The following is a 26,111-nucleotide window of genomic DNA, read 5'->3' as shown; positions in this document are numbered from 1 at the left end:
AGGCGCAAGCTCGGGTCGGGTCTGGGGTCGAGACGGAAGCTCGGGTCGGGTCTGGGGCCGAGACGGAAGCTCGGGTCGGGTCTGGGCGTGGGTCCGGGTCGGAAGCTGGGGTCGGGTCTGGGGCTGGCTCTGGCTCTCGGTCTGGGGCTGGGGCTGGGGCAGAGGTCGAGACTGAGGCCGAGGCCGGTGAGTTGGGCGGGGCGACCGTGCGGGACGCGATCAGCGCGCCCGATGCCGAGGGGAAGCCGCGGCGCACCACGCGGCGCTTCCCGCTGTTCACTCGCGACACGGCACGGCCCGAAGGCGGCGGCCGGGCGGCGTCCGGGGATGCCCCGGCGCCCGCGCGTCAGTGGCCCATTCTCACCGTGCTGTCGGCCGTCGCGCTCGGCCTGCTGCTCACCGCGCTCGACGTGTTCCGCGTCGGCACGATCCTGATCGGCGCCGCACTGCTCGCGGGTGCCGTGATGCGCTGGATGCTGCCCAGTGTGGGCATGCTCGCGGTCCGATCCCGCTTCACGGACATGCTCACGTACGGCGTCCTGGGCATCGCCATCGTGGTGCTCGCGCTGATGGCCCAGCCCAACCCGATGCTGGAGATCCCGTTCCTCGACGACACACTGCACTTCACGGTCCGCTGAATCGCGGACGACCCGCACGTGCGTGTCGGTTCGCCCGTGCGCGCCGACGGCCCGTCTTCTCCTTCGGGGAGGGCGGGCCGTGTTGTTTCATCTGACGCCCACTTGCCTGCTTCGGCTTCGGCTTCGGCTTCGGGGATGACGGCGGCCCGTCCTCTCCCCCGAGTCAAGGACGGGCCGCGATCGGGCGAGTGTTCCGCCCCGGGTCAACCCTTGTGCACGGGAACGGGCTGTTCAACAGTCGGCAGTCCGCTGTGGCACGGAAGTGACCATTCCGCCACGGTGTGCGTGCTCTGCGACGGGAACCACTCAACTCCGGCCCGCCGACCGGTCGTTGCGGTCTGCCGTCCCGCCGTCGCCGGTGGAACACTGGACCGTGGCTCGGCGGGCGTGCAACGGTGCATGCTCCGGCTCAAATGCTCCCGTGCGCCCCCATACCGGGAACTGAGATCCTGACCGAGCGCATCCCTGTGGGTAGCCAGAACGAGGACTCGGCGGAGACGGGGGTATCCCTCCGCTCGACGCCGGGTCGAGAGCTCGGGAGCCGCACGCGGGAAACAGTTGTGCACGTACGGGGGGAAGTGGGGGAAAGAATGCCTCGTTGGAAGGCGTTGCCGGATGAACTCGATCCGCAGGTCAAGGAGTTCGCCAGTCAGCTTCGACTGCTCGTCGACCGGAGTGGGTTGAGCATCGCGGCCGTGGCCGACCGCACGGGCTACAGCAAGACGTCCTGGGACCGGTACCTGAACGGCCGGCTGCTCGCGCCCAAGGGCGCGATCGTCGCGCTGGCCGAGGTGACCGGGACCAGTCCCGTGCATCTGGCGACCATGTGGGAGCTGGCCGAGCGAGCCTGGAGCCGTTCGGAGATGCGCCACGACATGACGATGGAGGCGATACGAATATCCCAGGCGCGGGCCGCGCTGGGGGAGTTCGGGCCGCCTTCGGCGAAGGAGAGCGGCGGGCGGCAGCGGTCGGCCCGGCGCGGCGGCAGCGCGACCGCCGTGCCCGGGATCGCGGAACCGGCGGGGGGTTCGCCTTCGGCGCCGCCGTCCGGGCCGCTTTCCGGTCCGCGGTCCGGGTCTCCGTCGGTGCCGGTGCAGCCGTCCGGTCGGGACGGAGGCGAGGCTTCGCCCGGAGGAGCGGCGGGTGGAACCGGTGGGGCCGCCGGCCCCTCGGCCGGTGGGGCAGGACGTGCGGGCGGCAGCTGGGGGGTTGTCGCGCCGCCGTCCGACGGGGGTGGGCGGTTCGGTCCGGTGGCACCGGCTCGTGCGGCCGGGGGGCCGGAGCCGCAGGACGCGCGGCCCGTCGGTGCCGGGGCGGACTCCGCACGGCGGAAGCGGCGCCTGACGATGTTCCTCGCCGGGGTCGTGGGGGCCCTGGTCGTCGTCGCGGCCGCCGTCTATCTCACGCAGGGCGGAGAGAAGAAGGACGCGGGCGGTACGCCGAAGACGCCGGCCGCCTCCGCCAGTGCTCAGCCCGATCTGCCGCCCGGGGTGAAGTGCGGCGGGGCCTCGTGCACCGGGAAGGACCCCGAGAAAATGGGCTGCGGCGGGCAACTGGCCAGGACCACGACCAGCGTGACGGTGCGGACCACGCTGGTGGAGGTGCGGTACAGCAAGACGTGCGGGACGGCTTGGGCCCGCATCACGCAGGCGGCCGTGGGTGACCGGGTCGAGGTGTCGTCGGGGTCCGCGGCGAAGCAGACGGCCGCGGTCGACACGGACGCGGATGCGTACACGCCGATGGTCGCGGTGAAGGACGCCGGTGACGCGAAGGCCTGCGCGACGCTGAAGTCCGGTCAGAAGGGCTGCACGACGTAGCGGGGCGCTCGCCCTCTCCGGCGCAACTTCGGCTGCGGGGCAGGATTCGGCCCCTCCGGCGTTTTAGGAGCGGAGTCCGGGGCGGAGCCCCAGCGGCGGGAACGGCAGGGGCGGAGGGGGCGAAGAACCGCTGTGGGCAGGCCCCTGAGAAATCCCCGGCGTTGGGGGATTGAGTTGGCGCGGAGGGGGCAGGCGGACCGTACCCCCACGGGATCCGGTTGCTGTCGGGGAGGGGGGAGATCCCTTTCCGACGCCCCCGGTACCCCCTTTGGCGGCCGTCGAGTTCACCCTCTCCCGAGCCCGGCGGCCGCCTTCCGGGGGGATTTGCGGGAGATCTGTGGGGTGGGCCACACGGACCCTGACGTCCGGCGTCCCGGATGCGCGATAGCCTGACGGCGGATCTCTCTTGACGCCGAGAGATCGATCATCGGAACCTTTGATCGATCATTGCGGTGGTTGCAGGGGACGATCCTGCACCCGGGGCAGGGACGCCCCACCGCCTGCTGTCATACGGAGAACGCCATGACCCGCACTCCCGTGAACGTCACCGTCACCGGCGCGGCCGGCCAGATCGGTTACGCCCTGCTCTTCCGCATCGCCTCCGGCCAGTTGCTCGGCGCGGACGTGCCGGTCAAGCTGCGCCTCCTGGAGATCACGCCGGCGCTGAAGGCCGCCGAGGGCACCGCCATGGAGCTCGACGACTGCGCCTTCCCGCTCCTTCAGGGCATCGACATCACGGACGACCCGAACGTCGCCTTCGACGGCACCAACGTCGGTCTGCTCGTCGGCGCCCGCCCCCGCACCAAGGGCATGGAGCGCGGTGACCTGCTCTCCGCCAACGGCGGCATCTTCAAGCCGCAGGGCAAGGCCATCAACGACAACGCCGCGGACGACGTCAAGATCCTGGTCGTCGGCAACCCGGCGAACACCAACGCGCTGATCGCCCAGGCCGCCGCCCCGGACGTACCCGCCGAGCGCTTCACCGCCATGACCCGTCTGGACCACAACCGCGCGCTGACCCAGCTCGCGAAGAAGACGGGCACCACGGTCGCCGACATCAAGCGTCTGACCATCTGGGGCAACCACTCCGCCACCCAGTACCCCGACATCTTCCACGCCTCGGTCGCCGGCAAGAACGCCGCCGAGGTCGTGAGCGACGAGAAGTGGCTGGCCGAGGAGTTCATCCCGACCGTCGCCAAGCGCGGCGCGGCGATCATCGAGGCCCGTGGCGCGTCCTCGGCCGCCTCGGCCGCCAACGCCGCCATCGACCACGTCTACACGTGGGTCAACGGCACGGCCGAAGGCGACTGGACCTCCATGGGTATCCCGTCGGACGGCTCGTACGGTGTGCCGGAGGGTCTCATCTCCTCCTTCCCCGTCACCACGAAGGACGGCCAGTACGAGATCGTCCAGGGCCTGGACATCAACGAGTTCTCCCGCGCCCGCATCGATGCCTCCGTGAAGGAGCTCGAGGAGGAGCGCGAGGCGGTCCGCAGCCTCGGCCTGATCTGATCAGATTTGATCTGACCTGATTCGAACGTGCGATGCCCGGGTGGTGACCACCGCCCGGGCATCGGTGTGTTCCGGGGTCGCGGTTCACCCGTTCGGCGAGCAGGGGCGGTAAGGCGTACGGAAAGTACGTATCGAACGTGTGTGCTTTGTCGCCATAAAGAGGGGTGCTGTTGGCGGAATTCTCACTATCGTCGTTACGTACGGTCCGCCGGGGGGCGGGGCGCGACAGAGGTTCGGCGAGAAACGCGTCGAGATCGGGCCGTCGGGTGGGGCCGACGGGGAGCGGGGGGCGACGGGATGGCGCAGCGATGGGACGCGGACCGTCGGCAATGGGTCGACGACGGTACGGGCCGGCCGGACGGCGGTGGAGTTCAGGACGGTGTCGACGCCGGCGGAGCGCCGCCGGCCGGGGAGCAGCAGTGGTGGGCGGCGGCCACGCAGGCGGGTCCACCGCGGCCCGAGTCCTATCCGCCCGCGGGTTCCGTACCACCGCAGCCACAGGCACAGCCGTTGCCGCCACAACCGCAGCCTCAGCCGCATCAATGGCCCCAACACCAGCAGCAGGCCCAGGCCTGGTCGCAGCCGCACCAGCAGCCGCAGACCTGGCCCGGGGGTGGCGCGACACCCGGGGGCGGTCGGGCGCCGAGGGCCGGTGACTCGCGTCGGCTGCTTCTGGTGATCGTGGCCGTGGCCGTTCTGGCGGGCGGTGTGGGCGGCGGGCTGTGGGCACTGACCAGGGATGACTCGGCGGGACACCCGAACGCGGGCCCGTCCGCGCCCTCGGTGACCGTCACGGCGACGCAGCCCGGCGCGTCTCCGGACACCTCGAACGCCTCCGGCAGCGAGGGTGCCTACGCGGATCCGGCCGTGACCACCGCCCCGGCGCCGTCCCCGGGGTACAGCCGGTCGGTCGATCCGCTCGGCTACACCGTCGACGTGCCGGACGGCTGGGCGCGCGAGGAGACGCAGGGCAAGCTGGCGCCCGTCGTCACCTACACGGCACCCGGCGGCAATCGCAGGCTCATGGTGTTCGAGGTCAAGGAGTCCTCCGTGACGGAGTCCTCTTCGCAGGCCGAGGGCATCGCGGAGGGGTTCAGGGGCTACCAGTACCTGGACCGGCAGACGGGCACGGACTGGACGGAGTTCAGCTACCGCTACGACAGCAGGCAGTACGGAGCCACCCAGACCGTCGACCACCGTTTCCAGGCCGCCGACGGCACGCCGTACGCCATCATCGCGAGCGGTCCGCCGGGCACGGACATGACCGAGCAGCTCACGACGGCCGTGAACTCCTTCTGCCCGACCGGGTTCGACTGTACGAGCCCCACCTGATGTACGAGCCCCACCTGATGTACGAGTCCCACCTGACGTACGAACCGTGCCCGGCGTACGAGCCGCGCCCGGCGCGGGACCGTCACTGAAGCAGGAGTCGCCCCCCAACGCGCGGGCGGGTTCCTGTCCTTAGGCGCCGGCGCCGGGCAGCCGCTTCTCGAACCAGTACGCCGCGTACACGTTGTCGTCGTAGCGCGGGATCTCCGTGTATCCGCAAGCCCGGTACATCGCCCGGGCCTCGGAGAGCGCGGCGTGCGTGTCGAGTCGTACGACGGTGAACTCGCGCTCGGTGGCCCGCTGTTCGAGTCCGTCGAGGATGCGGCGTCCGAGGCCGAGCCGACGGGCGGCGGGGTGCACCCACACATGGCGGATCTCGCCCGCGTGGGGAGCGAGCCGGCGCAGCGCGCCGCAGCCCACGGGGCGGTCCTCCTCGTAGGCGACGAGGAAGGCGCCCGCGTCGCCCGACACCTCGTGGGGCCGGACGAGGGTGCCGGGGTCGAAGCCTTCGGGGAACCGCTCGTCGATGTCCGCCGCGTACGCGGCGAGGCAGGCGCGGGCGTCGGGGGAGGCGCCGTCGACGGTCTCGACGGTGATCGCGGCGAGCCGGAGCAGGCGGTGCGCCGTGTCGAGGGCCGCGGTCAGTTCCGCGCGCCGGGGAGCGGCGAGACCGCCGAGCAGGCCCTCGGCCAGACCGTTGGCCAGCCGGTTCTGCTCTTTGACCTCGGCCTGCCCGGCGGCCGTGAGATCGGCGACCCGCAGTCTGCTGTCGCCGGGATGGACGCTCACCCGGACGAGGCCCTGTGCCTCCAGGGCCCGCACCATCCGGCTCAAGTACCCGGCGTCCAGGCCGAGTCGGGCCCTGAGTTCGCGCAGGGAGGCTCCCGTCCCGCCGATCTCGAACAGCAGCCGGGCCTCGCCGAGGGGGCGGTTCTGGCCGAGGTAGTGGTCGTCGAGGACTCCGATGCGCCGGGTGAAGTAGCGGTTGAACCGCCGCAGCGCCGTCACCTGGTCCGCTGACACCGGCTCCCTGTTCGGCTCCGTACCAGGCCCCATTCTCGGCTCCCTTTCGGCCCTGTTTCTTTGACTTTAGTCAAAGGAAAGAAGGCTGTCCATCGCTGCCCGGCGCCCGGTTCTGGTCGTGTATTGACTGATTTTTCAGTGACCCGGCGCACGAACTTCAAGTGGACCACCGCGGACCGGAACGAGGTCTCCTTGATGATCGCCGACGACAGGCTGACACCTCAGCAGGCGGCGAAGAAATGGGTGAGCACCACGCGTCCACCTGGCGGGCGTGACTTCCGGCGTAGTCGCCGCAGCCCCGTACGGCCGTGGGGCGGATGCCAGAGGTGGCACCCGCCCCACGGGGAGCGGCAATTCGCCGACGTTCCGCGCGGGGCGGCACGGGGAGCGGCAATTCGCCGACGGTCCGCGCAGGGCGGCCATGGCGCACGGGCAGCGGCGCCAAGCAGCGCGCCGTCGCCGGACAAGACGTCGGCCGACCTACCTCAGCTCCGCCGCGATGTCCCTCAGTGCCTCCGCCGCCCGGCGCTGCAGGCCGGGTCCGAACGTGACCCGGGTGGCCCCGAGTTCGCCCAGTTCGACGGCCGTTGCCCCGCCGAGCCGGGCGAAGACGTTCAGCGGCCCGCGGATGCCGGACCGCAGCAGCGGAAGGACCTCGGGCGGTGCCCCGATCGGATACACGCAGTCCGCCCCCGCGGCGACGTACAGCGCGGCCCGCTCGATGGCCCGCCCGGGATCTCCGTCCCCGTGGGCGAAGACATCGACACGGGCGTTCACGAAGAGCAGGTCAGCGGCCGCGCCCCGCACCTCGGCCAGCCAGTCGGCGTGCCGGGCCGCGTCCTTGAGGACACCTCCCGTGGAGTCCTCAAGATTGCAGCCGACGGCGCCTGCCTCCAGCAACCGCTCCACCAGCTCCTTGGGCGCGAGCCCGTAGCCGTCCTCGACATCCGCCGACACCGGCACGTCGACGGCCCGTACGATCCGCGCGACCGCCGCGAACATCTCGTCGGCGGGCGTCTCCCCGTCCACGTACCCGAGCGAGGCGGCGACTCCTGCGCTCGGCGTGGCGAGCGCGGGGAACCCCGCGTCCACGAACACCCGCGCGCTCGCGGCGTCCCAGGGGCCGGGCAGTACCAGCGGATCGTCCGGCACGCGCCCGTGGTGCAGCGCCCGGAAGCGCTCGGCCTTGTTCACCACCGCGTACTCCCCTCCGGGACGCGCCGGGCCGTCACTTGTACTGGCCCGCCTGGTAGTGGCCGGGCACCAGGCGGCAGGTCACGCCGAACCGGTTCCAGGCGTTGATGACCGTGATCGCGGCGATCAACTGGGCCAGCTCGGTCTCCTCGAACTGCCGGGCCGCACGCTCGTACACCTCGTCCGGGACGAATCCTTCCGTGAGTACGGTGACGGCCTCGGTCAGCTCGATCGCTGCGAGCTCCTTCTCCGTGTAGAAGTGCCGCGACTCCTCCCACGCGCCGAGCTGCACGATCCGCTCCACGCTCTCACCCGCGGCCAGCGCGTCCTTGGTGTGCATGTCGAGGCAGAACGCGCAGTGGTTGAGCTGCGAGGCGCGGATCTTCACCAGCTCCAGGAGCAGGGGGTCCACCCCGCGCCGGGCCGCCGCGTCGAGCCTGACCATCGCCTTGTAGACGTCTGGGACGAGCTCGGCCCAGCGGAGTCGCGGGGCGTGCTCGGGCGCGTACCGCGCGCTCTCGGCGCCGGTCGTCGTATTCGGCTCCGTGCTCCTCGCGGCGCCGGTCGCGGTGTTCGTCGCGGTGCTGGTCGTGGTCGTCTCCTGTGTCGTCATGCCATCGACCCTACGAGGGGAGTAGCCCAGGAGTATGGTCCATTTCCATGGCGAGAACATGGGCCACTTTGGGCGTCGACCTTCATGTCGAGCCGACCGGATCCGGAGTCCGCAAAGGGCTGACGGACGCGCTGCGCGAGGCGGTCCGCAGTGGCCGGCTGGCTCCCGGAACCCGCCTTCCGTCCTCCCGCTCGCTCGCCACCGATCTGGGCATCGCCCGCAACACGGTCGCCGACGCCTACGCCGACCTCGTCGCCGAGGGCTGGCTCACCGCCCGCCAGGGCTCGGGCACGAAGGTGGCCGAGCGGAGCGTCGTACGACCTGCGCCGGAGGCCGCGCCGCGCCGCCGAGAACAGGGCCGTCCCACGTACGACCTAGTCCCCGGCACCCCCGACCTCGCGTCCTTCCCGCGCACCGCCTGGCTCAAAGCGGCTCGCCGCGCGCTGACCCGCGCCCCGCACGACGCCCTCGGCTACGGCGATCCACGCGGTCGCCCCGAACTGCGCGCCGCCCTCGCGGTGTATCTCTCCCGTGCCCGGGGCGTCCGCGCCGACCCGGAGCGCATCGTGATCTGCTCCGGCTTCTCGGACGGCCTGACGCTGCTCGGCGCGGTCCTGCGCCGACGGGGTCTGCGCTCGCTCGCCGTGGAGTCGTACGGCCTGGACGTGCACTGGAATCTCCTGCACCGCTCGGGCCTGCGCACCACCCCCCTGCCCTTCGGTGAACTCGGCACCGACACAAGCGACATGGCAGGGGTACGAGCCGTACTGCTCACCCCCGCCCACCAGTTCCCGATGGGTGTGCCGCTGCACCCGGACCGCCGGGCCGCCGTCGTCGGCTGGGCCCGCCGCACCGGCGGGCTGGTCCTGGAGGACGACTACGACGGCGAGTTCCGCTACGACCGGCAGCCCGTCGGCGCGTTGCAGGGCCTGGACCCCGACCACGTGGTCCATCTGGGCACCGCGAGCAAGTCGCTGGCGCCCGCGCTGCGCCTCGGCTGGCTGGTCCTGCCGCCGTCCCTCGCGGACGAGGTCATCTCCCTGAAAGGGGAGGGCGGTTGGTCCACCGGAGCGCTGGACCAGCTGACCCTGGCGGAGTTCATCGCCTCCGGCGCCTACGACCGCCACGTCCGCGCCGCCCGCCTGCGCTACCGGCGCCGCCGGGACGCCCTCGTCGCCGCGCTCGCCACCCGCGCCCCCGCCGTGCACGCCACCGGCATCGCCGCCGGACTGCACGCCGTGCTCCAACTGCCGCCGGGGACCGAGCAGTCGGTCGTCCAGGCCGCCGCCTGGCAGGGCCTCGCCGTACACGGCCTCTCCCGCCACCGTCACCCCGACGCCCGCACCCCGCCCCAGGACGCCCTGGTCGTCGGCTACGGCACACCACCGGATCACGCCTGGTCGGGATCACTGGACGCGCTGTGCCGAGCACTTCCCTGAAGACCTCTACCCCCGGGGACCTCTACCCCCGGGGGACCTCTACCCCTGCGGGACCTCTACCCCTGCGGGACCTCTACGCCCAGCGGGACCTCTACGCCTTGCGCTCTTGCTCCGCCTCGGTCGCCTCCGCCGGCGCGGACGCAGGCGTCGTCTCCGTACCCGGTGCCTCGCCGAACCGCGCCAGCGCCAGGGCCCCCGCCACAGCCACCGCGAAACCGAGAACCGCCAGCCAGGACAATCCCTCGCGGGTACGGTCGCCCAGCCACACCACCCCCACCAGCGCGGGCCCGATGGTCTCCCCGATGACCAGCCCGGCGGTGGCCGTCGTCACCGAACCCCGTTCCAGGGCCGTGGTGAGCAGCAGGAACGCCGCCCCGCCACCGATCAGCAGCGCGTACGTCGCCGGATTGGCCAGCAGCCTCCCCGGATCGAGGTCCGCGATCAGCCGCACCGCGACCTCGACCACCCCGAACCCGAACCCCGCCCCGAGTCCCAGCGCGAGCGCCCGCCCCCGGTCGGGCAGCCGTCCGCCGACCAGCCCCAGCACCAGGACGGCCAGTGACGTCCCCAGCATCGCGTACTTCAAGGCCAGGGACCCCGTCCGGTCCCCCTCCGTCCCGGACGCCAGCCCCAGCATCGCGAGCCCCGCGCACACCACCGCCACCGCGCCCCACTCGACCCGGCTCAGCCGCACATGGAGCAGCCGCGAGGCGACCACCGCGGTGACGGCCAGGCTCGCGGCGAGGGCGGCGCCGACGGCATAGATTGGAAGCGACCGCAGCGCGATGATCTGCAGCAGAAACCCGACGCCGTCGAGGCCCAGTCCCGCCAGATAGCGCCACTGCCGCAGCGCCCGCAGCAGCAGCGCGGCCGCGCCGCCGGCCCCGCCGCCGGTCCCGCCCCCGCCCGCGGCCCGCGCGGCCATCGCCTGCAGAACCGTCGCCGTACCGAAACAGACCGAGGCACCAAGGGCGCACACCATTCCAAAGAGCACGAAGTGACTGTAGGGGACAGTGCGGTGCCGGGAGTCCTCCGGCCCCATCACCGACGGGGACGCCCGCATCCTGCCCCACGTGATCCTCTGGGGCCGGGTCCAGGCATGGCCCGCCCGGTCCGGGCCGGTCCGGGCGAGTCCAAGGCGGTCCTGGCATGTCCCGGCGGGTGGGCGTGTCCCGCCGAGTCCCGCCGGGTCCGGGGCGGGGCCCTTTGTCTATGCCCCCAGTACCGCCCGCAGCTGCGCCAGACCCCAGTCCAGGTCCTCCTCGGAGATGACCAGGGGCGGGGCGATCCGGACGGTGACGCCGTGGGTGTCCTTCACGAGGACGCCCCGGTCCATCAGCTTCTCCGAGATCTCCCGGCCCGTGCCGAGCGCCGGGGCGATGTCGACGCCCGCCCACAGCCCGCGCCCGCGCACCGCGGTGACATGACCGGAGTCCTTCAACAGACCCAGCTCTTGGTGCAGATGCTCACCGAGTTCGGCCGCCCGCCGCTGGTACTCGCCCGACCGCAGCATCGCGATCACCTCCAGCGCCACCGCGCAGGCCAGCGGATTCCCCCCGAACGTCGACCCGTGCTCCCCGGGCCGGAACACCCCGAGCACCTCCGCGCTCGACACCACCGCCGACACCGGCACCACCCCGCCGCCGAGCGCCTTCCCGAGGACGTACACGTCCGGCACCACACCCTCGTGCTCGCACGCGAACGTCCGGCCCGTCCGCCCCAGCCCCGACTGGATCTCGTCCGCGACGAACAGCACGTCACGCTCCAGCGTCAGCTCGCGCACGGCCGGCAGGTAACCGGCCGGCGGCACCAGTACCCCCGCCTCCCCCTGGATCGGTTCGAGCAGTACGGCCACCGTGTTCTCCGTGACCGCCGCCCGCATGGCCGTCAGGTCCCCGTACGGCACGATCTCGAATCCCGGTGTGTACGGGCCGAAGTCGGCCCGCGCCTCCGGGTCCGTCGAGAAACTGATGACCGTCGTCGTACGCCCGTGGAAGTTGTTGCCCGCGACCACGATCTTCGCCATCTCGGCGGGGACGCCCTTGACCCGGTAACCCCACTTCCGGGCTGTCTTCACCGCTGTCTCCACCGCCTCCACGCCGGTGTTCATCGGCAGCACCATCTCCATGCCGCACAGCGACGCCAGCTCCCGGCAGAAGTCCGCGAACCGGTCGTGGTGGAACGCCCGCGACGTCAGCGTCACCCGGTCCAGCTGCGCCTTGGCCGCCTCGATCAGCCGCCGGTTTCCGTGGCCGAAATTCAGCGCCGAGTATCCGGCCAGCATGTCGAGGAAGCGGCGCCCCTCGACATCCGTCATCCAGGCTCCGTCCGCCGTCGCCACGACGACCGGCAGCGGGTGGTAGTTGTGCGCGCTGTGCGCGTCGGCCGAGGCGATGTACGCCTCCGTCGTCTCCCTGGCATCCATAGCGGTCACGGGATCTCCGTTCTCTGACGAGCGGCACCGGGGAGTGGCGCGGTCTTCCCCGGCACGCCGCACGGCGCGTTCTCCCCGGGCGCGGGCTCGTGTTGCCCGCGCGGTGGTGGGCTTGTGGCCTATTTCCTATCGTCGCTCGCATGGTGGACCGGGGACCCCGGTGATCCGGCGCGCCCGGTAGGCTGATCGGCGGGGCCGTGACTGGCGCGCTGGGATGGGACCGACCATCGGGGAGCGGCACCCGCGCTGTGGCTTTCCCGGGGGCGATCCCCGGACCTCCGCACGGAGAAGCAGACCGTCGTGAGGGGCCCGGAGTGTCCGGGCGGGGAGTCGTGGCAACCGAGTGCCGTGCGCCTGGGCCGACCCGTGAACGCTGAACGCCACGTCCGGAGGCCGTCATGCCAGAGCCCCTTTCCACCGAGTCCACCGCCTTCCGCAGCGCCCTCGACGTGATCCGGGCCGTGGAGCCCAGGGTCGCCGACGCCATCGGCCAGGAAATCGCCGACCAGCGCGACATGCTCAAGCTCATCGCCTCCGAGAACTACGCCTCCCCGGCCACGCTGCTGGCCATGGGCAACTGGTTCAGCGACAAGTACGCGGAGGGCACCGTCGGCCGCCGCTTCTATGCCGGCTGCCGCAACGTGGACACCGTCGAGGCACTCGCCGCCGAGCACGCCCGCGAACTGTTCGGCGCCGAGCACGCCTACGCCCAGCCGCACTCCGGCATCGACGCCAACCTCGTCGCCTTCTGGGCCGTCCTCGCCGCCCGCGTCGAGGTCCCGGCACTCGCCAAGGCGGGCGTCCGCAACGTCAACGACCTCTCCGAGGCCGACTGGGCCGAACTGCGCCAGGCGTTCGGTAACCAGCGCATGCTCGGCATGTCCCTGGACGCGGGCGGCCATCTCACCCACGGCTTCCGCCCGAACATCTCGGGAAAGATGTTCGACCAGCGCTCCTACGGCACCGACCCCGCCACCGGTCTCATCGACTACGAGGCCCTGCGCGTCTCCGCCCGCGAGTTCAAGCCGCTGATCCTGGTCGCCGGCTACTCCGCGTACCCCCGCCTGGTGAACTTCCGCATCATGCGGGAGATCGCCGACGAGGTCGGCGCCACCCTCATGGTCGACATGGCGCACTTCGCCGGCCTGGTCGCGGGCAAGGTCCTCACCGGTGACTTCGACCCGGTCCCGCACGCCCAGATCGTCACCACCACCACGCACAAGTCGCTGCGCGGCCCGCGCGGCGGCATGGTCCTGTGCGACGAGACCCTCGCCGAGCAGGTCGACCGCGGCTGCCCGATGGTGCTCGGCGGCCCTCTTCCGCACGTCATGGCTGCCAAGGCCGTCGCGCTCGCCGAGGCCCGCCGCCCCGAGTTCCGCGACTACGCCCAGGCCGTCGTCGACAACTCCCGCGCCCTCGCCGAGGGTCTGATGCGGCGTGGCGCCACCCTGGTCACCGGCGGCACCGACAACCACCTCAACCTCATCGACGTCGCCTCCTCCTACGGTCTGACCGGCCGCCAGGCCGAGTCCGCCCTGCTCGACTCGGGCATCGTCACCAACCGCAACGCCATCCCCGCCGACCCCAACGGCGCCTGGTACACCTCCGGTATCCGCATCGGCACCCCCGCGCTGACCACCCGTGGTCTCGGCACGACCGAGATGGACGAGATCGCCGGTCTGATCGACCGCGTCCTCACCGCCGCCGAGCCCGGCACCACCGCCAAGGGCGCCCCGTCCAAGGCCCAGCACGTCCTGGACGCGAAGATCTCCGACGAGATCGCGCACCGCGCCACCGACCTGCTGGCTCCGTTCCTGCTCTACCCGGAGATCGACCTCGGCTGATGCACGGCACCGGGGCCGGATCCATCCGGCCCCGGACCGGCGCCGGACCGGTCATGGGCCGCCCGGCCCGAGGCGCCCGTGTCGTGCCGGGTCAGGTCGGGCCGGGTCGGCCGGTCACTGGAGTTCGATCAGCTCCTGGCGTGGCCCCAGCAGCGGCCCGGCATTCTCGCGTCGGGCCCGGACCGCCGCGTGGCTGATGAACCACGCGGCCCCGGCGCCGAGCGCCACGCCCGCCGCGAGTCCGGGCACCGCCCAGAACGCCGGGTCCAGCGCCACCCCGGAGGCGGACACGGCCGACCCGGAGCCGAAGAGCCTTCCGTCCTTCATCAGCTCGTCGAACACCGAGCGCGGCGCCGGATTCCAGAGGATTTTGTCGTTCATCGAGTCCGGCGACAGATCCGACCGCACCCACGGCGTACCGTCCACGGCGAGGTACACCTGGTCCTGGCGCTCGATGGTGACATCACCGTCGGGTGTCCGATGGGCGGTCCGCGTTCCGTCCCCGGCACCCGTGACCCCCCAGATCACCGTGGCCTGCGGTTCGGGGAGGTGGCCGTCCTTCCACCCGTCGGGCGCTTTCTCCGTTCCCGTGTACCGGGGCGACAGCAGCCGCCACAGCCGTCCGAAGTCCGGGTCCTCGTTGTGCAGGGTGGTCGTCCGTCCCGTGTCGCCGGCGATGGTCAGGGCGACGTCCGGGCTGTCCACCGAGGAGTGCTGCGCGGCGCTCTCCCGGACCGCCGACGAGGCCACCGGCCCACTCGCCGCCGGGCCGGCCAGGGCGGACGGTGCCGCCGAGACCACCGCCGCGGCGGTCGCCCCCAACGCCCCCATCACCGTGACCAGTTCACGAAGCCCGCGCATGGAACCCCCAACCGGCCGACATGGAGCCGGCCCGCACACCGTTGTGCCAATTTTTTGGGTGCACCGCTGGACCCGCCGGGGTTCCCCTCGACGGCGACGTCCGAGCAGTGCTCCGCCCTGCCGAATCCGGCTACCTGGCGGTTCGGCATTCTTAAGCGCCCGCGACCTCGAAAACACCCCCTCCAGCCGGAATGTCACCTCACCGTTGCACTTTCATGACAGTGGGTGTTCGAAAGCCGCTCAGGTGAGCGAAATAGTCACCGTCTGTGCTGACGAGCCGGAGGCTCGGAGGGTGCGGTTCCGGGAACCACGGCGCCGGTCCACCCGAGTCCCATCTCATTCCGGCCAGTTCCGAAGCGGGCCCCGGCACCTGAGAGAATGGTGAACATGGCCTCTGACAGTCCTCGCGTGCTCTCCGGAATCCAGCCCACGGCAGGCTCGTTCCACCTCGGCAACTACCTCGGTGCTGTCCGTCAGTGGGTGGCGCTCCAGGAGTCCCACGACGCGTTCTACATGGTCGTCGACCTGCACGCGATCACGATTCCGCAGGACCCCGCGGACCTGCGTGCCAACACCCGGCTCGCCGCGGCGCAGCTGCTCGCCGCCGGTCTCGATCCCGAGCGCTGCACGCTCTTCGTCCAGAGTCATGTCCCCGAACACGCGCAACTCGCCTGGATCATGAACTGCCTCACCGGTTTCGGCGAGGCCGCCCGCATGACGCAGTTCAAGGACAAGTCCGCCAAGCAGGGCGCCGACCGAGCGAGCGTCGGCCTCTTCACGTACCCGGTCCTCCAGGTCGCGGACATCCTGCTGTACCAGGCCAACGAGGTCCCGGTCGGTGAGGACCAGCGCCAGCACATCGAGCTCACGCGCGACCTCGCGGAGCGTTTCAACGGCCGCTTCGGCGAGACGTTCAGGATCCCCAAGCCGTACATCCTCAAGGAGACGGCGAAGATCTTCGATCTCCAGGACCCGTCGATCAAGATGAGCAAGTCGGCGTCGACGCCGAAGGGCCTCATCAATCTGCTCGACGACCCGAAGGCGACCGCCAAGAAGGTCAAGAGCGCGGTCACCGACACGGACACCGTCATCAGGTATGACACGAGCGCGAAACCGGGTATCAGCAACCTGCTGACCATCTACTCGACGCTCACCGGGACCGGAATCGGCGAACTGGAGCAGAAGTACACAGGCAAGGGCTACGGAGCGCTGAAAACGGACCTCGCCGAGGTCATGGTCGACTTCGTGACGCCGTTCCGGGAGCGCACCCAGCAGTATCTGGACGACCCGGAGACACTCGACTCGATCCTGGCCAAGGGCGCCGAGAAGGCGCGCTCCGTCGCTGCGGAGACCCTCTCCCAGGCGTACGACAGGGTCGGATTCCTGCCCGCCAAGCACTGACGGCCGAGGCCGCCACCGTATGCGCGGCCGTGCCCCGGCCGAACGGCGGCGGCACGGCCCCCTACCACAGCACCTTCGGCAGTCAGTACGAGACGAGCGCGACACTCGTACGGCGGCCGATTGCGGGTCATACCGCCGTACAGTCGAAAGCCGGGCAGGCCGAGCAACCGCCTCCGCCCGCGCAGCACCACCGGACCGAACAGCCCTGACCATCGACAACGACAGGAGACGACGTGGGGACCGTAACGATCGGCGTGTCGATCGCGGTCCCGGAGCCTCACGGCAGCCTGCTCCAGGAGCGGCGCGCGGGCTTCGGCGACCCCGCGGCTTCCGGCATTCCCACGCACGTCACCCTGCTGCCGCCGACCGAGGTCGAGGACTCGGCGCTGCCCGCGATCGAGGCGTACCTCGTCGAGGTCGCGTCCGCCGGGCGCCCGTTCCCGATGCGGCTGTCCGGCACGGGCACCTTCCGCCCCCTGTCGCCGGTCGTGTACGTACGGGTGGCCGACGGCGCGGAGGCCTGCGCCTGGCTACAGAAGCAGGTCCGGGACGCCTCGGGACCCGTCGCCCGCGAGCTGCAGTTCCCGTACCACCCGCATGTCACCGTGGCGCACGGCATCGACGACGAGGCGATGGACCACGCCTTCGAGGAGCTCTCCGGGTACGAGGCCGGGTGGCCCTGCACCGGATTCGCGCTCTACGAGCAGGGCGCCGACGGCGTGTGGCGCAAGCTCCGCGAATTCGTCTTCGGCGGCACCGCCGTGGTGCCCCCGCAGGCGTCCGCGCCCGAGCGGGACACCACACTGCCGGCGCTCTAGGCCGACCGGCCCGATCGCTCCCGGTCTCCGAGGCCCGGGCTACTGCGCCTTGGGCTACGGCGGCCCGGCCTCCGTGATCCCCGCCTGTGGGCGTCCCGGCCTCCCTGGTCCCGGCCCGTCGGCGGAACCTCAGATCGGCAGTCGCCGGAACACCGCTCGTGGCGTGTGCCGCAGCGCCCACATGACCATCCGGAGGGCCCCCGGCACCCACACCGTCTCGGAGCGGCGCCGCAGCCCCAGCTCGATCGCCGCGGCCACCGCCTCCGGGGTGGTCGACAGCGGCACCTCCGCCAGATGGGCCGTCATCCGCGTACGGACGAACCCGGGGCGTACGACCATGACGTGCGCGCCCGTGCCGTACAGGGCGTCGCCGAGACCCTGCGCGAAGGCGTCCAGGCCCGCCTTGCTGGAGCCGTAGATGAAGTTCGAGCGGCGGGCGCGTTCGCCCGCGACCGAGGACAGCACCACCAGGGAGCCGTGCCCCTGCGCCTGCAACGCCCGCGCGCACACCAGACCGGACGACACCGCGCCCGTGTAGTTCGTCTGCGCGACCCGCACCGCCAGGGCCGGTTCCTTCTCGTCCACGGCCTGGTCGCCGAGCACCCCGAAGGCCATCAGCACCATGTCGATGTCGCCCTCGGCGAAGACCTTGCCGAGCACGGCCTCGTGGGACTCGGGATCCAGGGCGTCGAAGGCGACGGTACGCGCGTCCGCCCCCAGTCGGCGCAGCTGCTCGGCGGCCTCCGCCAGGGCGGGCGTCGGCCGGCTGGCGAGCCACACCGTGCGGGTGCGCCGGGTGATCAGCCGGCGCGCGGTGGCCAGCGCGATCTCGGACGTGCCGCCGAGGATCAGCAGGGACTGGGGGATACCGAAGGCGTCCTTCATGACAGCTCCTGGAGACGAGGGAACGAAGACGGGCGGCGGGGCAGGGCGCTCTACAGGCACAGGCGGCGGGACAGGTCCGAGGTGAAGACTCCCCGCGGGTCCAGCTCCTGCCGCAGGGACCGGAACGCGCCGAGCCGCGGATACATCGCGGCCAGCAGTTCGGGCCGCAACCGCGCGTCCTTGGCGAGGTACACGCGCCCCTCGGCGCCCGCCACCTCCTCGTCCAGCTCGTCGAGGAAGGCGCCGAGGCCCGGCAGGTTCGCAGGGATGTCCAGGGCCAGGGTCCAGCCGGGCATCGGGAAGGACAGCCAGCCCGGATCGCTCTCTCCGAAGCGCTTCAGGACGGCGAGGAAGGACGGGCAACGGCGCTCGGAGATGCGCCGCACGATCCGGCGCAGGGTCTCCTCCCGGCCGTGTCCGACGACGAACTGGTACTGGACGAAGCCACCGCGCCCGTAGACGCGGTTCCAGTGCGGCACCCCGTCGAGGGGATGGAAGAAGGCGGGGATCCGCTGGAGTTCACCGGTCCGCGCGCGGGGCGCCTTGCGGTACCAGAGCTCGTTGAAGAGGCCCACCGTCGTCCGCCCGAGGAGTCCCTCCGGTACGAACGCGGGAGCGGCCGGCAGGTGCGAGGGGCGGAACGCCAGCGGGTGCCTGCGGGCGCGCGGGGGCAGCGAGTCCAGCGGCGCGTGGTCGCCGCGGGTCAGGACCGAGCGCCCCATTCGCGCGCCGCGCGCGAGGAGATCGATCCAGGCGACCGAGTAGCGGTACCGGTGGTCGGTGGCGGTGAGACGGGCCATCAGGTCGTCCAGGTCCACCGTGCGTTCGGTGTCGACGGACATCAGGGCGGTCTCCACCGGCTGGAGGCGGACGGTCGCCGTGAGGATCACACCGGTCAGGCCCATGCCGCCCGCGGTGGCGTCGAAGAGGGGGGTGCCGGGCCCGACCGTCCGGATCCCGCCGTCCGCGGTAAGCAGCTCGAAGGACAGGACGTGGCGGGCGAACGAGCCCGACCCGTGGTGGTTCTTGCCGTGGATGTCCGCGCCGATCGCGCCGCCCACGGTCACATAGCGGGTCCCCGGTGTCACCGGCACGAACCAGCCGAGGGGGAGCAGGACCTCCATGAGCCGGTGCAGGGACACCCCCGCGTCGCACAGGACCGTGCCGCCGTCCACGTCGATGGCGTGGATCCGGTCCAGGCCCGTCATGTCGAGCACCGCCCCGCCCGCGTTCTGTGCTGCGTCGCCGTACGCCCGCCCGAGCCCCCGGGCGATCCCTCCCCGCGCCCCGCACTCCCGGACGGCCGCCGCCGCCTCCTCGTAGGAGCGCGGGCGGACCAGACGGGCGGTGGTCGGGGCGGTGCGGCCCCAACCCGTGACGGAGACGGTGTCGGCAGGCATGACCGTGACCGTAGCGCCGCCAAGGGTGCACAACGGGGCAATCTACCCAACCCTCACGGCTCCTCACCGAAATGGGTGATTAATGGGATGTCGTCAAAGATTGCCGTAATTCTGCGACCACTCCCTAGAAGAGTGCGATCACATGGACGACCTTGACGACCGTGACGAGATGGATCGGCGGCTTGACGACCATGGCCACCGCGGCGGCGGCATGGATCAGCGGCGTGACGGCCCCGGCCACCGAGGCGGCATGGATCAATGGATTGACGGCCATGACGATCACGACGGCATGGACCGGCGGCGTGACGACATGGACCGCCGACTCGATGACCTGGACCGCCGGCTGCTGTCCGCACTCCACGCGTACGGCATGGACGCGCGCGTCGCGGCCGTCGCGCGCGTTCTGTCCCGGAGCGGGGAGCACGGCGCGCTGTGGCTCGCCGCGGGCCTCGCGGGGGCGGCCGCCGACCGCGAGCGGCGCGGCGCGTGGTTGCGCGCGACGGCGCTCATCGCCACCACCCACCTCGCGAGCATGGGGGTGAAGCGGATCGTGCGCCGCCCGCGTCCCACGCATGTGGAACCCCGGGTCCGCACGGCCGGACGGCACTCCTTCCCCAGCTCGCACGCCACCTCCGCGGCCGCCGCGGCGGTCGCCTACGGCACGCTCGGCGGGTACGTCGTCGCGCCGCTCGCGGCCGCCATGTGCCTGTCGCGCCTCGTCGTCGGCGTCCACTACCCCACGGATGTCGCCGCCGGTGCGGCGCTGGGCGCCGCGGCGGCCGGACTGGGCGCCCGCTGGATCGGGGCCGGCCATGGCTGAGCGCACGGCGCTCCTGGAGCGCACCCCGGCCGTCGCCCCGCCGCCGAGGAGCCTGGCAGGGCTCATCCGGGGTCTCGTCAGGACCGCGCGTCCCCGCCAGTGGGTGAAGAACGTGCTCGTCGCGGCCGCCCCGGCCGCCGCGGGCCGACTCTTCTCGCAGCATGCGCTCGGCCAACTCGCCCTTGTCTTCGCCCTGTTCACCGCCTGCGCCGCCGCTGTCTACCTGATCAACGACGCCCGGGACGCCGTCGCCGACCGCGCCCACCCGGTGAAGCGCCACCGCCCGGTCGCCGCGGGCCAGGTCCCCGTCCCGGTCGCGTACGCCGTCGGGGGCACCCTCGGGGCGCTCGTGCCCGCCGTCGCCGCCTGGCTCTGCCCACCGGCCGTCTGCGCGCTGCTGATCGCGTACATCGGCATGCAACTGGCGTACTGCGTCAGCCTGAAGCACGTGCTCGTCGTGGACCTCGTCGTCGTCACGACCGGGTTCCTGATGCGGGCGATGATCGGTGGTCTGGCCCTCGGTATCCCGCTCTCGCGCTGGTTCCTGATCACCACCGGCTTCGGGGCGCTGTTCATGGTCTCGGCGAAGCGTTATTCCGAAGCCGTGCAGATGGCGGGGAAAGCGGGCGCCACGCGCGCGTTGCTCACCGAGTACACGACCGGCTACCTGCGCTTCGTCTGGCAGCTGGCCGCCGGGGTGTCCGTCCTCGGCTACTGCCTGTGGGCCCTGGAGGAGGGCGGAGTGCCGAGCACCGGTGTGCTGCCGTGGCGTCAGCTGTCCATGGTCGCCTTCATCCTGGCCGTCCTGCGCTACGCCGTCTTCGCCGACCGGGGCACGGCTGGCGAGCCGGAGGACGTGGTCCTGCGGGACCGCCCGCTCGCCCTCATCGGCCTGGTGTGGCTGGCGATGTACGGGCTCGCGGTGGCGAACTGGTGAGCGTCACCGGGGACCGGCCCGGCTCCGGGCTCCCCGTCGCCCGCCTGGCGGACGTCGCCACGCCGGTCGACCCGGGGCGGGGACCGCTGCCATGGAGCCGGCTGTCATGGAGCCCGCCGCCATGGAACCGGTGATGGCCCCGGGGGCGACCCGCCCCCGGCAGCGGTTCCTGAGTGAGCTCCTCGGTTTCGCCGCGGTCGGTGTCCTCGCCTACGCCGCCGACCTCGGCCTCTTTCTCTGGCTGCGCGGCCCGGTGGGTCTTGATCCGCTGACCGCCAAGGCGCTCTCCTTCCTGGCGGGTTGTTCGGTGGCGTACGCCGGAAACGCGCTCGGCACCTACCGGCACGCGGCGGCCCGCGGCCCGCGCCCGTACGTGGTCTTCTTCGCGGTGAACATCGCGGGCGCGCTCGTGCAGCTGTTGTGCCTCGCCGTCAGTCACTACGGGCTCGGGTACACCTCACCGCGCGCGGACACCGTCTCGGGTGCGGGAATCGGTATGGCGCTCGCCACTGTCCTGCGTTTTTGGGGTACCCGGTCACTGGTTTTCCGAGGCGAGGGCAGAGTCGGATCATGGACTGGCTGAAAAAGATTCCCGGCGTGGGGCCCCTGGTCGTGCGCCTGATGGCCACGCACGCGTGGCGGTCGTACGAGCGGCTGGACCGGGTGAAATGGACACGGCTCGCCGCGGCGATGACCTTCATCAGCTTCGTGGCGCTGTTCCCGCTGCTGACCGTGGCCGCGGCGATCGGCGCCGCCACGCTGAGCACCCAGCAGCAGAAGGACCTCCAGAACAAGCTCGCCGACCAGGTGCCGGGCATCTCCGACCAGCTCGACATTCACAACCTGGTCCAGAACGCCGCCACGATCGGGGTCGTGGCGGGTGCCCTGCTGCTGGTCACCGGCATCGGCTGGGTCGGCTCGATGCGGGAGTGCCTGCGGGCGGTCTGGGAGCTGCCCGACAGCGATGAGAACCCCTTCGTGCGCAAGCTCAAGGACGCCGGAGTACTCGTCGGTCTGGGCGGCGCCGTGCTGCTCACCATCGCCGTCTCCACGCTCGCGTCCACGGCGATGGGCTGGTCGGCGCGGCACGTGGGCCTCGACGAGCACGGCTGGGGGAGCACCCTGCTCCAGGTCATGGCCTTCGCGGTGGCCGTGCTCGCCGACTTCCTGGTCCTGCTGTACGTCCTCACGCTGCTGCCCGGCGTCGAGCCGCCGCGCCGTCGGCTGATCGTCGCGGCGCTGATCGGCGCCGTCGGGTTCGAGCTGCTCAAGCTGCTGCTCAGCGGCTATATGCGAGGTGTGGCGTCGAAGAGCATGTACGGCGCCTTCGGGGTGCCGATCGCGCTGCTCCTGTGGATCAACTTCACGTCGAAACTGCTCCTGTACTCCGCCGCCTGGACGGCTACGCCGAGCGGGGATTCGGCACAGGAAGCGGCGGGTCCGGACGAACCGGCTGGTCCGGACGAAGCAGCAGGTCCGGACGAACCGGCCGGCTCACGAGAACCGGCCGGCTCACGAGAACCGGCCGACTCGGCGGAACCGGCCGACTCGGCGGAACCGGCCGGCTCCGCCGAACCGTCCGGCTCGGAGGGCCGGAGGGCCTCGGGGGCTCCGAAGAACGCGAAGACTCCGGAGCCCCGGGTGGTCAGCGGCGGCGGCGCACCAGGTCGGGCAGCGGCCAGCGGCGGTTGACCAGGAAGATGCCCGCCGCGAGCAGGGCGAGGAAGCCGCCCGCGACGCCGAGCGCGACGCCGACGCCGGTCGAACCGCCCTTCGTCGCGCCGGTGGAGGCCGCCACCGGCTTCGTGGAGGCGTTCGCGGAGTTCGTGGCGGAGCCCGTGCCGGAACTCGCCCCGCCCGATGCCTTCGCGCCCGGCTGCGCGGTGGTGTCGACGCCCTTGGGCGGGACCAGTTCGCCCACCGGCTGGACCTTGCCCGCGGCCTGGAATCCCCAGTCGAGCAGCCGCGCGGCCTCCTTGTAGACCTCGTTGTGCTCCTTCTTCTCCGGGTTCATGACCGTGACGAGCAGCACCTTGCCGCCGCGCTCGGCGACACCCGTGAAGGTGGCGCCCGCGTTGGTGGTGTTGCCGTTCTTCACACCCGCGATGCCCTGGTACGCGGTGATGTCGCTGTCACCGGACAGCAGCCGGTTGGTGTTCCGGATCTCGGAGGACGCGCGGCTGGTCGTGCCCTTCTTGTTCTTGGTCGTCGCGCCGGGGAATTTCGCCCGCACCGTCGCGCAGTACTCCCGGAAGTCCTTCTTCTGGAGACCCGAACGGGCGAACAGCGTCAGGTCGTACGCCGACGACACCTGGCCCCTCGCGTCGTAGCCGTCCGGGCTCATCACGTGCGTGTCGAGGGCCTGGAGGTCCTCTGCGTGCGCCTGCATGTCCTTGACCGTCTCGTCGACGCCGCCGTTCATCGCGGACAGCACATGAACGGCGTCGTTGCCGGAACGCAGGAAGACACCGAGCCACAGATCGTGGACGGTGTACGTCTCGTTCTCCTTTATGCCCACCATGCTGGAGTCCGCGCCGATGCCCGCCAGGTCGGAGGAGACCACCTTGTGCGGGGTGGTCCTCGGGAACTTGGGCAGCACCGTGTCGGCGAACAGCATCTTCAGGGTGCTTGCCGGGGGCAGCCGCCAGTGCGCGTTGTGCGCGGCCAGGACGTCGCCCGACTCCGCGTCGGCGACGATCCAGGAGCGGGCGGTGATGTCCTTGGGCAGGACGGGGGCGCCGTCGCCGAGGTTCACCTGACTGCCGGGCCGGCCGAGCTGCTCACCGCCGAGGGTCGACATGGTCGCCGGGGGAGTGGCGGACGGCGAGGCCGTGGGGCTCTCCGTCGGGGTCGGGTCGTCGACGGCGTCGGCGAACGCGGGCGCGGTGAGCGAAAGGGTCAACAAGGTGGCGGAAGCGACCAACAGGGATCGCCGGATGGTCTTTTTCGAGGCAGACACGATCGAGAAATTACAGGGGTCGTGACCGGAAGTCCCATCACCATTCAGGGAAGCCGTCTCGCCCTCTCCACCCCGGCGCCGGATCACGGTGGGCGACGGTGATACTGAACGCATGAAGCTCAGCCGCCCCGTGTCCTGGTTCCTGCTCGCCTTCGGGGTGTGGAGTTGGGTCATTTGGGTCACTTTCGTTAAGAATCTGTACCAAGACGTCAGCGGGCTCGCGTTCGATGGCGCGGGCGATCCGACGGCGTACTTCTGGGTGCATCTGACGCTCGCCGTCGTTTCGTTTGTCTTGGGGACGGTCGTCGGGGTCATTGGGTTGCGCGGCGTACGCGCTTTGCGCCAGACGTCATAACGGGGGCATACGACGTCATGGTCATCTTGTTCGTGTTGGCGGGCGTGGCCGCGCTGGCCGTGCTGGGCGGGCTGCACTGGTATGCCTGGCGACGGCTGATCCGGGACACCACGAGCGGCCCCGGAGCGGTCCGCCGGGTGGGCGCGGCCGTCTTCGTCGCCGGACCGCTGCTGATGATCGGCGCCGTCGCGAGCGAGCGGGCGGGGGCTCCCTTCTGGCTCCAGCAGACGCTGTCCTGGCCCGGGTTCCTGTGGATGGCGCTGGCCCTCTACCTCTTGCTGGCACTGCTGGCCGGGGAGGTCGTACGACCTCTCCTGCGGTGGGCCGTGGAGCGCGGGGCTGCCGGACGCCGGGAGACCGACGGAGCCGCGACCCCCGCCCTGGCCGAGGGAGCGGCGCCGCGCCCGACCGTACGTTCCCGCTCCGGCGCGTCCCCTTCGCCGGAGCATGCGGAACAGTCGGCACCGGCGGAACAGTCGGCGGGACCGGCGGAACGGTCGGCACCTGCAGAGCAGCTGGCACCGGCGGAACAGTCGGCGGGACCGACGGAACGGTCGGCACCTGCGGAGCAGCCGGGACCGGCGGAGCAGCCGGCGGGACCGACGGAACTGTCGGCACCTGCAGAGCAGCTGGCACCGGCGGAACAGTCGGCGGCACCTGCGGAGCAGCCGGCACCGGGGGAAAAGTCGGGACCGGCGGAGCATTCGGGACCGGCGGAACAGTCGGCGGGACCGACGGAACTGGCTGCACCTGCGGAGCAGCCGGGACCGGCGGAAAAGTCGGCACTGGCGGAGCATTCGGGACCGGCGGAGCAGGCCGGGTCGCCTGGGCCGCCTGGGCCGACCGGGTCGGCCGGGTCGGCCGGAGCGGCGGCCGTTCGGGCCCCGTCGCGGCGGCTCTTCGTCTCACGCGTCGTGGGCGGCGCCGCCGCGGCCGTCGCGGTGGGGACCGTGGGCTACGGGACGTACGGCGTCCTGCGCGGGCCCGCGGTGAAGCGGGTCACCGTGCCGCTCGCCAAACTGCCCCGGTCCGCCCACGGTTTCCGGATCGCCGTCGTGAGCGACATCCACCTCGGGCCGGTCCTCGGGCGCGGCTTCGCCCAGAAGGTCGTCGACACCATCAACTCCACACAGCCCGATCTGATCGCCGTCGTCGGCGACCTGGTCGACGGCAGCGTGAAGGACCTCGGTCCCGCGGCCGCCCCGCTCGCTGGGCTGCGAGCCCGGCACGGGTCCTACTTCGTCACCGGCAACCACGAGTACTTCTCCGGAGCCGAGCAGTGGATCCGGGAGGTGCGGGAGCTGGGGATCCATCCCCTGGAGAACGCGCGGACCGAACTGGCCGGATTCGACCTCGCCGGCGTGAACGACCTGCAGGGCGAGAGCGAGGGGCAGGGACCCGATTTCGGCAAGGCACTCGGGGACCGGGACATGACACGGGCCTGTGTGCTGCTGGCACATCAACCGGTGCAGATTCATGAGGCGGTACGCCACGGGGTCGACCTCCAGTTGTCCGGACACACCCATGGCGGACAGCTTTGGCCGGGGAACTTCGTCGCGGCCGCGGCCAACCCGACACTCGCGGGCCTGGACCACTACGGCGACACGCAGTTGTACGTCTCCCGGGGCGCCGGGGCCTGGGGTCCGCCGACCCGGGTTGGCGCGCCCTCGGACATCACGGTCGTCGAGCTGGCCTCGCGCGAAGCCTGAGAGTCCGCTGTGAAACGGGCCGGAAATGATCGTTTGCGCCGGTCCGGCGCACTCTTCCCGATTCCCTTCCGCGGTTGAAACTCCTGTGGTTAGGTGATCCGCGTCACTAGGGGAGTGGCGTGC

At 71.5% G+C, this 26,111-nt stretch carries 24 protein-coding genes and 1 pseudogene; 15 read left to right on the top strand and 10 right to left on the bottom strand.

What is annotated here, in order from left to right:
- The first annotated feature begins 191 nt into the window (after positions 1–191).
- From ACFYR3_RS09465 to ACFYR3_RS09450, 4 genes are all read left to right on the top strand, one after another.
- Positions 192–638, top strand: a complete 447-nt coding sequence (locus ACFYR3_RS09465; protein ID WP_355844325.1) for a DUF3017 domain-containing protein — start codon at positions 192–194, stop codon at positions 636–638.
- Between the two features lie 590 nt (positions 639–1,228).
- Entirely contained in the window at positions 1,229–2,455 is a 1,227-nt protein-coding gene (locus ACFYR3_RS09460) for a DUF2690 domain-containing protein (protein WP_355844212.1), read from the top strand.
- A 522-nt stretch (positions 2,456–2,977) separates the two neighbouring features.
- On the top strand, positions 2,978–3,967 hold the full coding sequence (locus tag ACFYR3_RS09455; protein WP_356785572.1) for a malate dehydrogenase: 990 nt from the start codon (positions 2,978–2,980) through the stop codon (positions 3,965–3,967).
- A gap of 297 nt (positions 3,968–4,264) precedes the next feature.
- A complete protein-coding gene (locus ACFYR3_RS09450; protein WP_389282260.1) occupies positions 4,265–5,299 on the top strand; it encodes a hypothetical protein in 1,035 nt (344 codons plus the stop codon).
- Positions 5,300–5,428: 129 nt separating this feature from the next.
- Here ACFYR3_RS09450 and ACFYR3_RS09445 read toward each other — a convergent pair whose 3' ends face one another.
- The gene (locus ACFYR3_RS09445) at positions 5,429–6,352 is read right to left on the bottom strand and encodes a GNAT family N-acetyltransferase (RefSeq protein WP_389282258.1); all 924 of its coding nucleotides are present in this window, start codon (positions 6,350–6,352) and stop codon (positions 5,429–5,431) included.
- A gap of 123 nt (positions 6,353–6,475) precedes the next feature.
- Here ACFYR3_RS09445 and ACFYR3_RS09440 point away from each other — a divergent pair.
- A pseudogene (locus ACFYR3_RS09440) lies at positions 6,476–6,594 on the top strand (glycine/betaine ABC transporter substrate-binding protein); the annotation flags it as partial.
- Between the two features lie 205 nt (positions 6,595–6,799).
- Here ACFYR3_RS09440 and ACFYR3_RS09435 read toward each other — a convergent pair.
- The gene (locus ACFYR3_RS09435; RefSeq protein WP_355844328.1) at positions 6,800–7,513 is read right to left on the bottom strand and encodes an isocitrate lyase/phosphoenolpyruvate mutase family protein; all 714 of its coding nucleotides are present in this window, start codon (positions 7,511–7,513) and stop codon (positions 6,800–6,802) included.
- Between the two features lie 34 nt (positions 7,514–7,547).
- Positions 7,548–8,126, bottom strand: a complete 579-nt coding sequence (locus ACFYR3_RS09430; RefSeq protein WP_389282256.1) for a carboxymuconolactone decarboxylase family protein — start codon at positions 8,124–8,126, stop codon at positions 7,548–7,550.
- A 47-nt stretch (positions 8,127–8,173) separates the two neighbouring features.
- On the opposite strand from ACFYR3_RS09430, the gene ACFYR3_RS09425 reads away from it, so the two are divergent.
- The gene (locus ACFYR3_RS09425) at positions 8,174–9,565 is read left to right on the top strand and encodes a PLP-dependent aminotransferase family protein (protein ID WP_389282254.1); all 1,392 of its coding nucleotides are present in this window, start codon (positions 8,174–8,176) and stop codon (positions 9,563–9,565) included.
- Positions 9,566–9,656: 91 nt separating this feature from the next.
- On the opposite strand, the gene ACFYR3_RS09420 is transcribed toward ACFYR3_RS09425, so the two are convergent.
- Both ACFYR3_RS09420 and rocD read right to left on the bottom strand, forming a co-directional pair.
- Positions 9,657–10,547 (bottom strand): hypothetical protein, encoded by an 891-nt coding sequence (locus tag ACFYR3_RS09420; protein WP_355844331.1) that lies wholly within the window; start codon positions 10,545–10,547, stop codon positions 9,657–9,659.
- Between the two features lie 228 nt (positions 10,548–10,775).
- Positions 10,776–11,990, bottom strand: a complete 1,215-nt coding sequence (gene rocD / locus ACFYR3_RS09415; protein ID WP_355844334.1) for an ornithine--oxo-acid transaminase — start codon at positions 11,988–11,990, stop codon at positions 10,776–10,778.
- A 407-nt stretch (positions 11,991–12,397) separates the two neighbouring features.
- Here rocD and ACFYR3_RS09410 point away from each other — a divergent pair, with 407 nt between their 5' ends.
- The gene (locus ACFYR3_RS09410) at positions 12,398–13,843 is read left to right on the top strand and encodes a glycine hydroxymethyltransferase (RefSeq protein ID WP_389282252.1); all 1,446 of its coding nucleotides are present in this window, start codon (positions 12,398–12,400) and stop codon (positions 13,841–13,843) included.
- Positions 13,844–13,957: 114 nt separating this feature from the next.
- Here the strand turns inward: ACFYR3_RS09410 and ACFYR3_RS09405 are convergent, their stop codons facing one another.
- Complete coding sequence (locus tag ACFYR3_RS09405) at positions 13,958–14,704, bottom strand: hypothetical protein (protein WP_355844231.1); 747 nt, start codon at positions 14,702–14,704, stop codon at positions 13,958–13,960.
- Between the two features lie 387 nt (positions 14,705–15,091).
- On the opposite strand from ACFYR3_RS09405, the gene trpS reads away from it, so the two are divergent.
- Both trpS and ACFYR3_RS09395 read left to right on the top strand, forming a co-directional pair.
- Positions 15,092–16,105, top strand: a complete 1,014-nt coding sequence (trpS, locus tag ACFYR3_RS09400) for a tryptophan--tRNA ligase (protein WP_355844233.1) — start codon at positions 15,092–15,094, stop codon at positions 16,103–16,105.
- 233 nt (positions 16,106–16,338) lie between these two features.
- Positions 16,339–16,923, top strand: a complete 585-nt coding sequence (locus ACFYR3_RS09395; protein ID WP_355844235.1) for a 2'-5' RNA ligase family protein — start codon at positions 16,339–16,341, stop codon at positions 16,921–16,923.
- A 129-nt stretch (positions 16,924–17,052) separates the two neighbouring features.
- On the opposite strand, the gene ACFYR3_RS09390 is transcribed toward ACFYR3_RS09395, so the two are convergent.
- The 3 genes from ACFYR3_RS09390 to ACFYR3_RS09380 all read right to left on the bottom strand — a co-directional run bounded on the left by ACFYR3_RS09390 (position 17,053) and on the right by ACFYR3_RS09380 (position 19,491).
- A complete protein-coding gene (locus ACFYR3_RS09390; RefSeq protein WP_389282249.1) occupies positions 17,053–17,808 on the bottom strand; it encodes a decaprenylphospho-beta-D-erythro-pentofuranosid-2-ulose 2-reductase in 756 nt (251 codons plus the stop codon).
- Positions 17,809–17,858: 50 nt separating this feature from the next.
- Positions 17,859–19,208, bottom strand: coding sequence for an FAD-binding oxidoreductase (locus ACFYR3_RS09385; protein WP_355844239.1), 1,350 nt, complete (start codon positions 19,206–19,208; stop codon positions 17,859–17,861).
- A 124-nt stretch (positions 19,209–19,332) separates the two neighbouring features.
- Positions 19,333–19,491: a hypothetical protein gene (locus tag ACFYR3_RS09380; protein ID WP_355844242.1), complete on the bottom strand. Its 159-nt coding sequence runs from the start codon at positions 19,489–19,491 to the stop codon at positions 19,333–19,335.
- A 6-nt stretch (positions 19,492–19,497) separates the two neighbouring features.
- Here ACFYR3_RS09380 and ACFYR3_RS09375 point away from each other — a divergent pair, with 6 nt between their 5' ends.
- The 4 genes from ACFYR3_RS09375 to ACFYR3_RS09360 all read left to right on the top strand — a co-directional run bounded on the left by ACFYR3_RS09375 (position 19,498) and on the right by ACFYR3_RS09360 (position 22,657).
- On the top strand, positions 19,498–20,028 hold the full coding sequence (locus tag ACFYR3_RS09375; RefSeq protein WP_389282246.1) for a phosphatase PAP2 family protein: 531 nt from the start codon (positions 19,498–19,500) through the stop codon (positions 20,026–20,028).
- Positions 20,021–20,965 carry a decaprenyl-phosphate phosphoribosyltransferase gene (locus tag ACFYR3_RS09370; RefSeq protein ID WP_356785558.1) on the top strand — a complete coding sequence of 315 codons (945 nt, stop codon included), beginning with the start codon at positions 20,021–20,023 and terminating at the stop codon, positions 20,963–20,965. Before ACFYR3_RS09375 ends, ACFYR3_RS09370 begins: the two co-directional genes overlap by 8 nt.
- A 133-nt stretch (positions 20,966–21,098) precedes the next feature.
- Positions 21,099–21,548, top strand: coding sequence for a GtrA family protein (locus ACFYR3_RS09365; RefSeq protein WP_389282403.1), 450 nt, complete (start codon positions 21,099–21,101; stop codon positions 21,546–21,548).
- The gene (locus tag ACFYR3_RS09360; RefSeq protein ID WP_389282244.1) at positions 21,536–22,657 is read left to right on the top strand and encodes a YhjD/YihY/BrkB family envelope integrity protein; all 1,122 of its coding nucleotides are present in this window, start codon (positions 21,536–21,538) and stop codon (positions 22,655–22,657) included. Before ACFYR3_RS09365 ends, ACFYR3_RS09360 begins: the two co-directional genes overlap by 13 nt.
- Here ACFYR3_RS09360 and ACFYR3_RS09355 read toward each other — a convergent pair.
- Complete coding sequence (locus ACFYR3_RS09355; RefSeq protein WP_355844250.1) at positions 22,611–23,924, bottom strand: D-alanyl-D-alanine carboxypeptidase; 1,314 nt, start codon at positions 23,922–23,924, stop codon at positions 22,611–22,613. The genes ACFYR3_RS09360 and ACFYR3_RS09355 overlap by 47 nt on opposite strands.
- A gap of 112 nt (positions 23,925–24,036) precedes the next feature.
- On the opposite strand from ACFYR3_RS09355, the gene ACFYR3_RS09350 reads away from it, so the two are divergent.
- Together ACFYR3_RS09350 and ACFYR3_RS09345 are read left to right on the top strand one after the other, a co-directional pair.
- Complete coding sequence (locus tag ACFYR3_RS09350; protein ID WP_355844253.1) at positions 24,037–24,279, top strand: SCO4848 family membrane protein; 243 nt, start codon at positions 24,037–24,039, stop codon at positions 24,277–24,279.
- Positions 24,280–24,296: 17 nt separating this feature from the next.
- Positions 24,297–25,988 (top strand): metallophosphoesterase, encoded by a 1,692-nt coding sequence (locus tag ACFYR3_RS09345; protein WP_389282241.1) that lies wholly within the window; start codon positions 24,297–24,299, stop codon positions 25,986–25,988.
- Positions 25,989–26,111: the final 123 nt, after the last annotated feature.

Source organism: Streptomyces sp. NPDC005784 (assembly GCF_042871525.1).
GTDB lineage: Bacteria > Actinomycetota > Actinomycetes > Streptomycetales > Streptomycetaceae > Streptomyces.
This window is presented reverse-complemented; position numbering and strand designations above follow the sequence as displayed.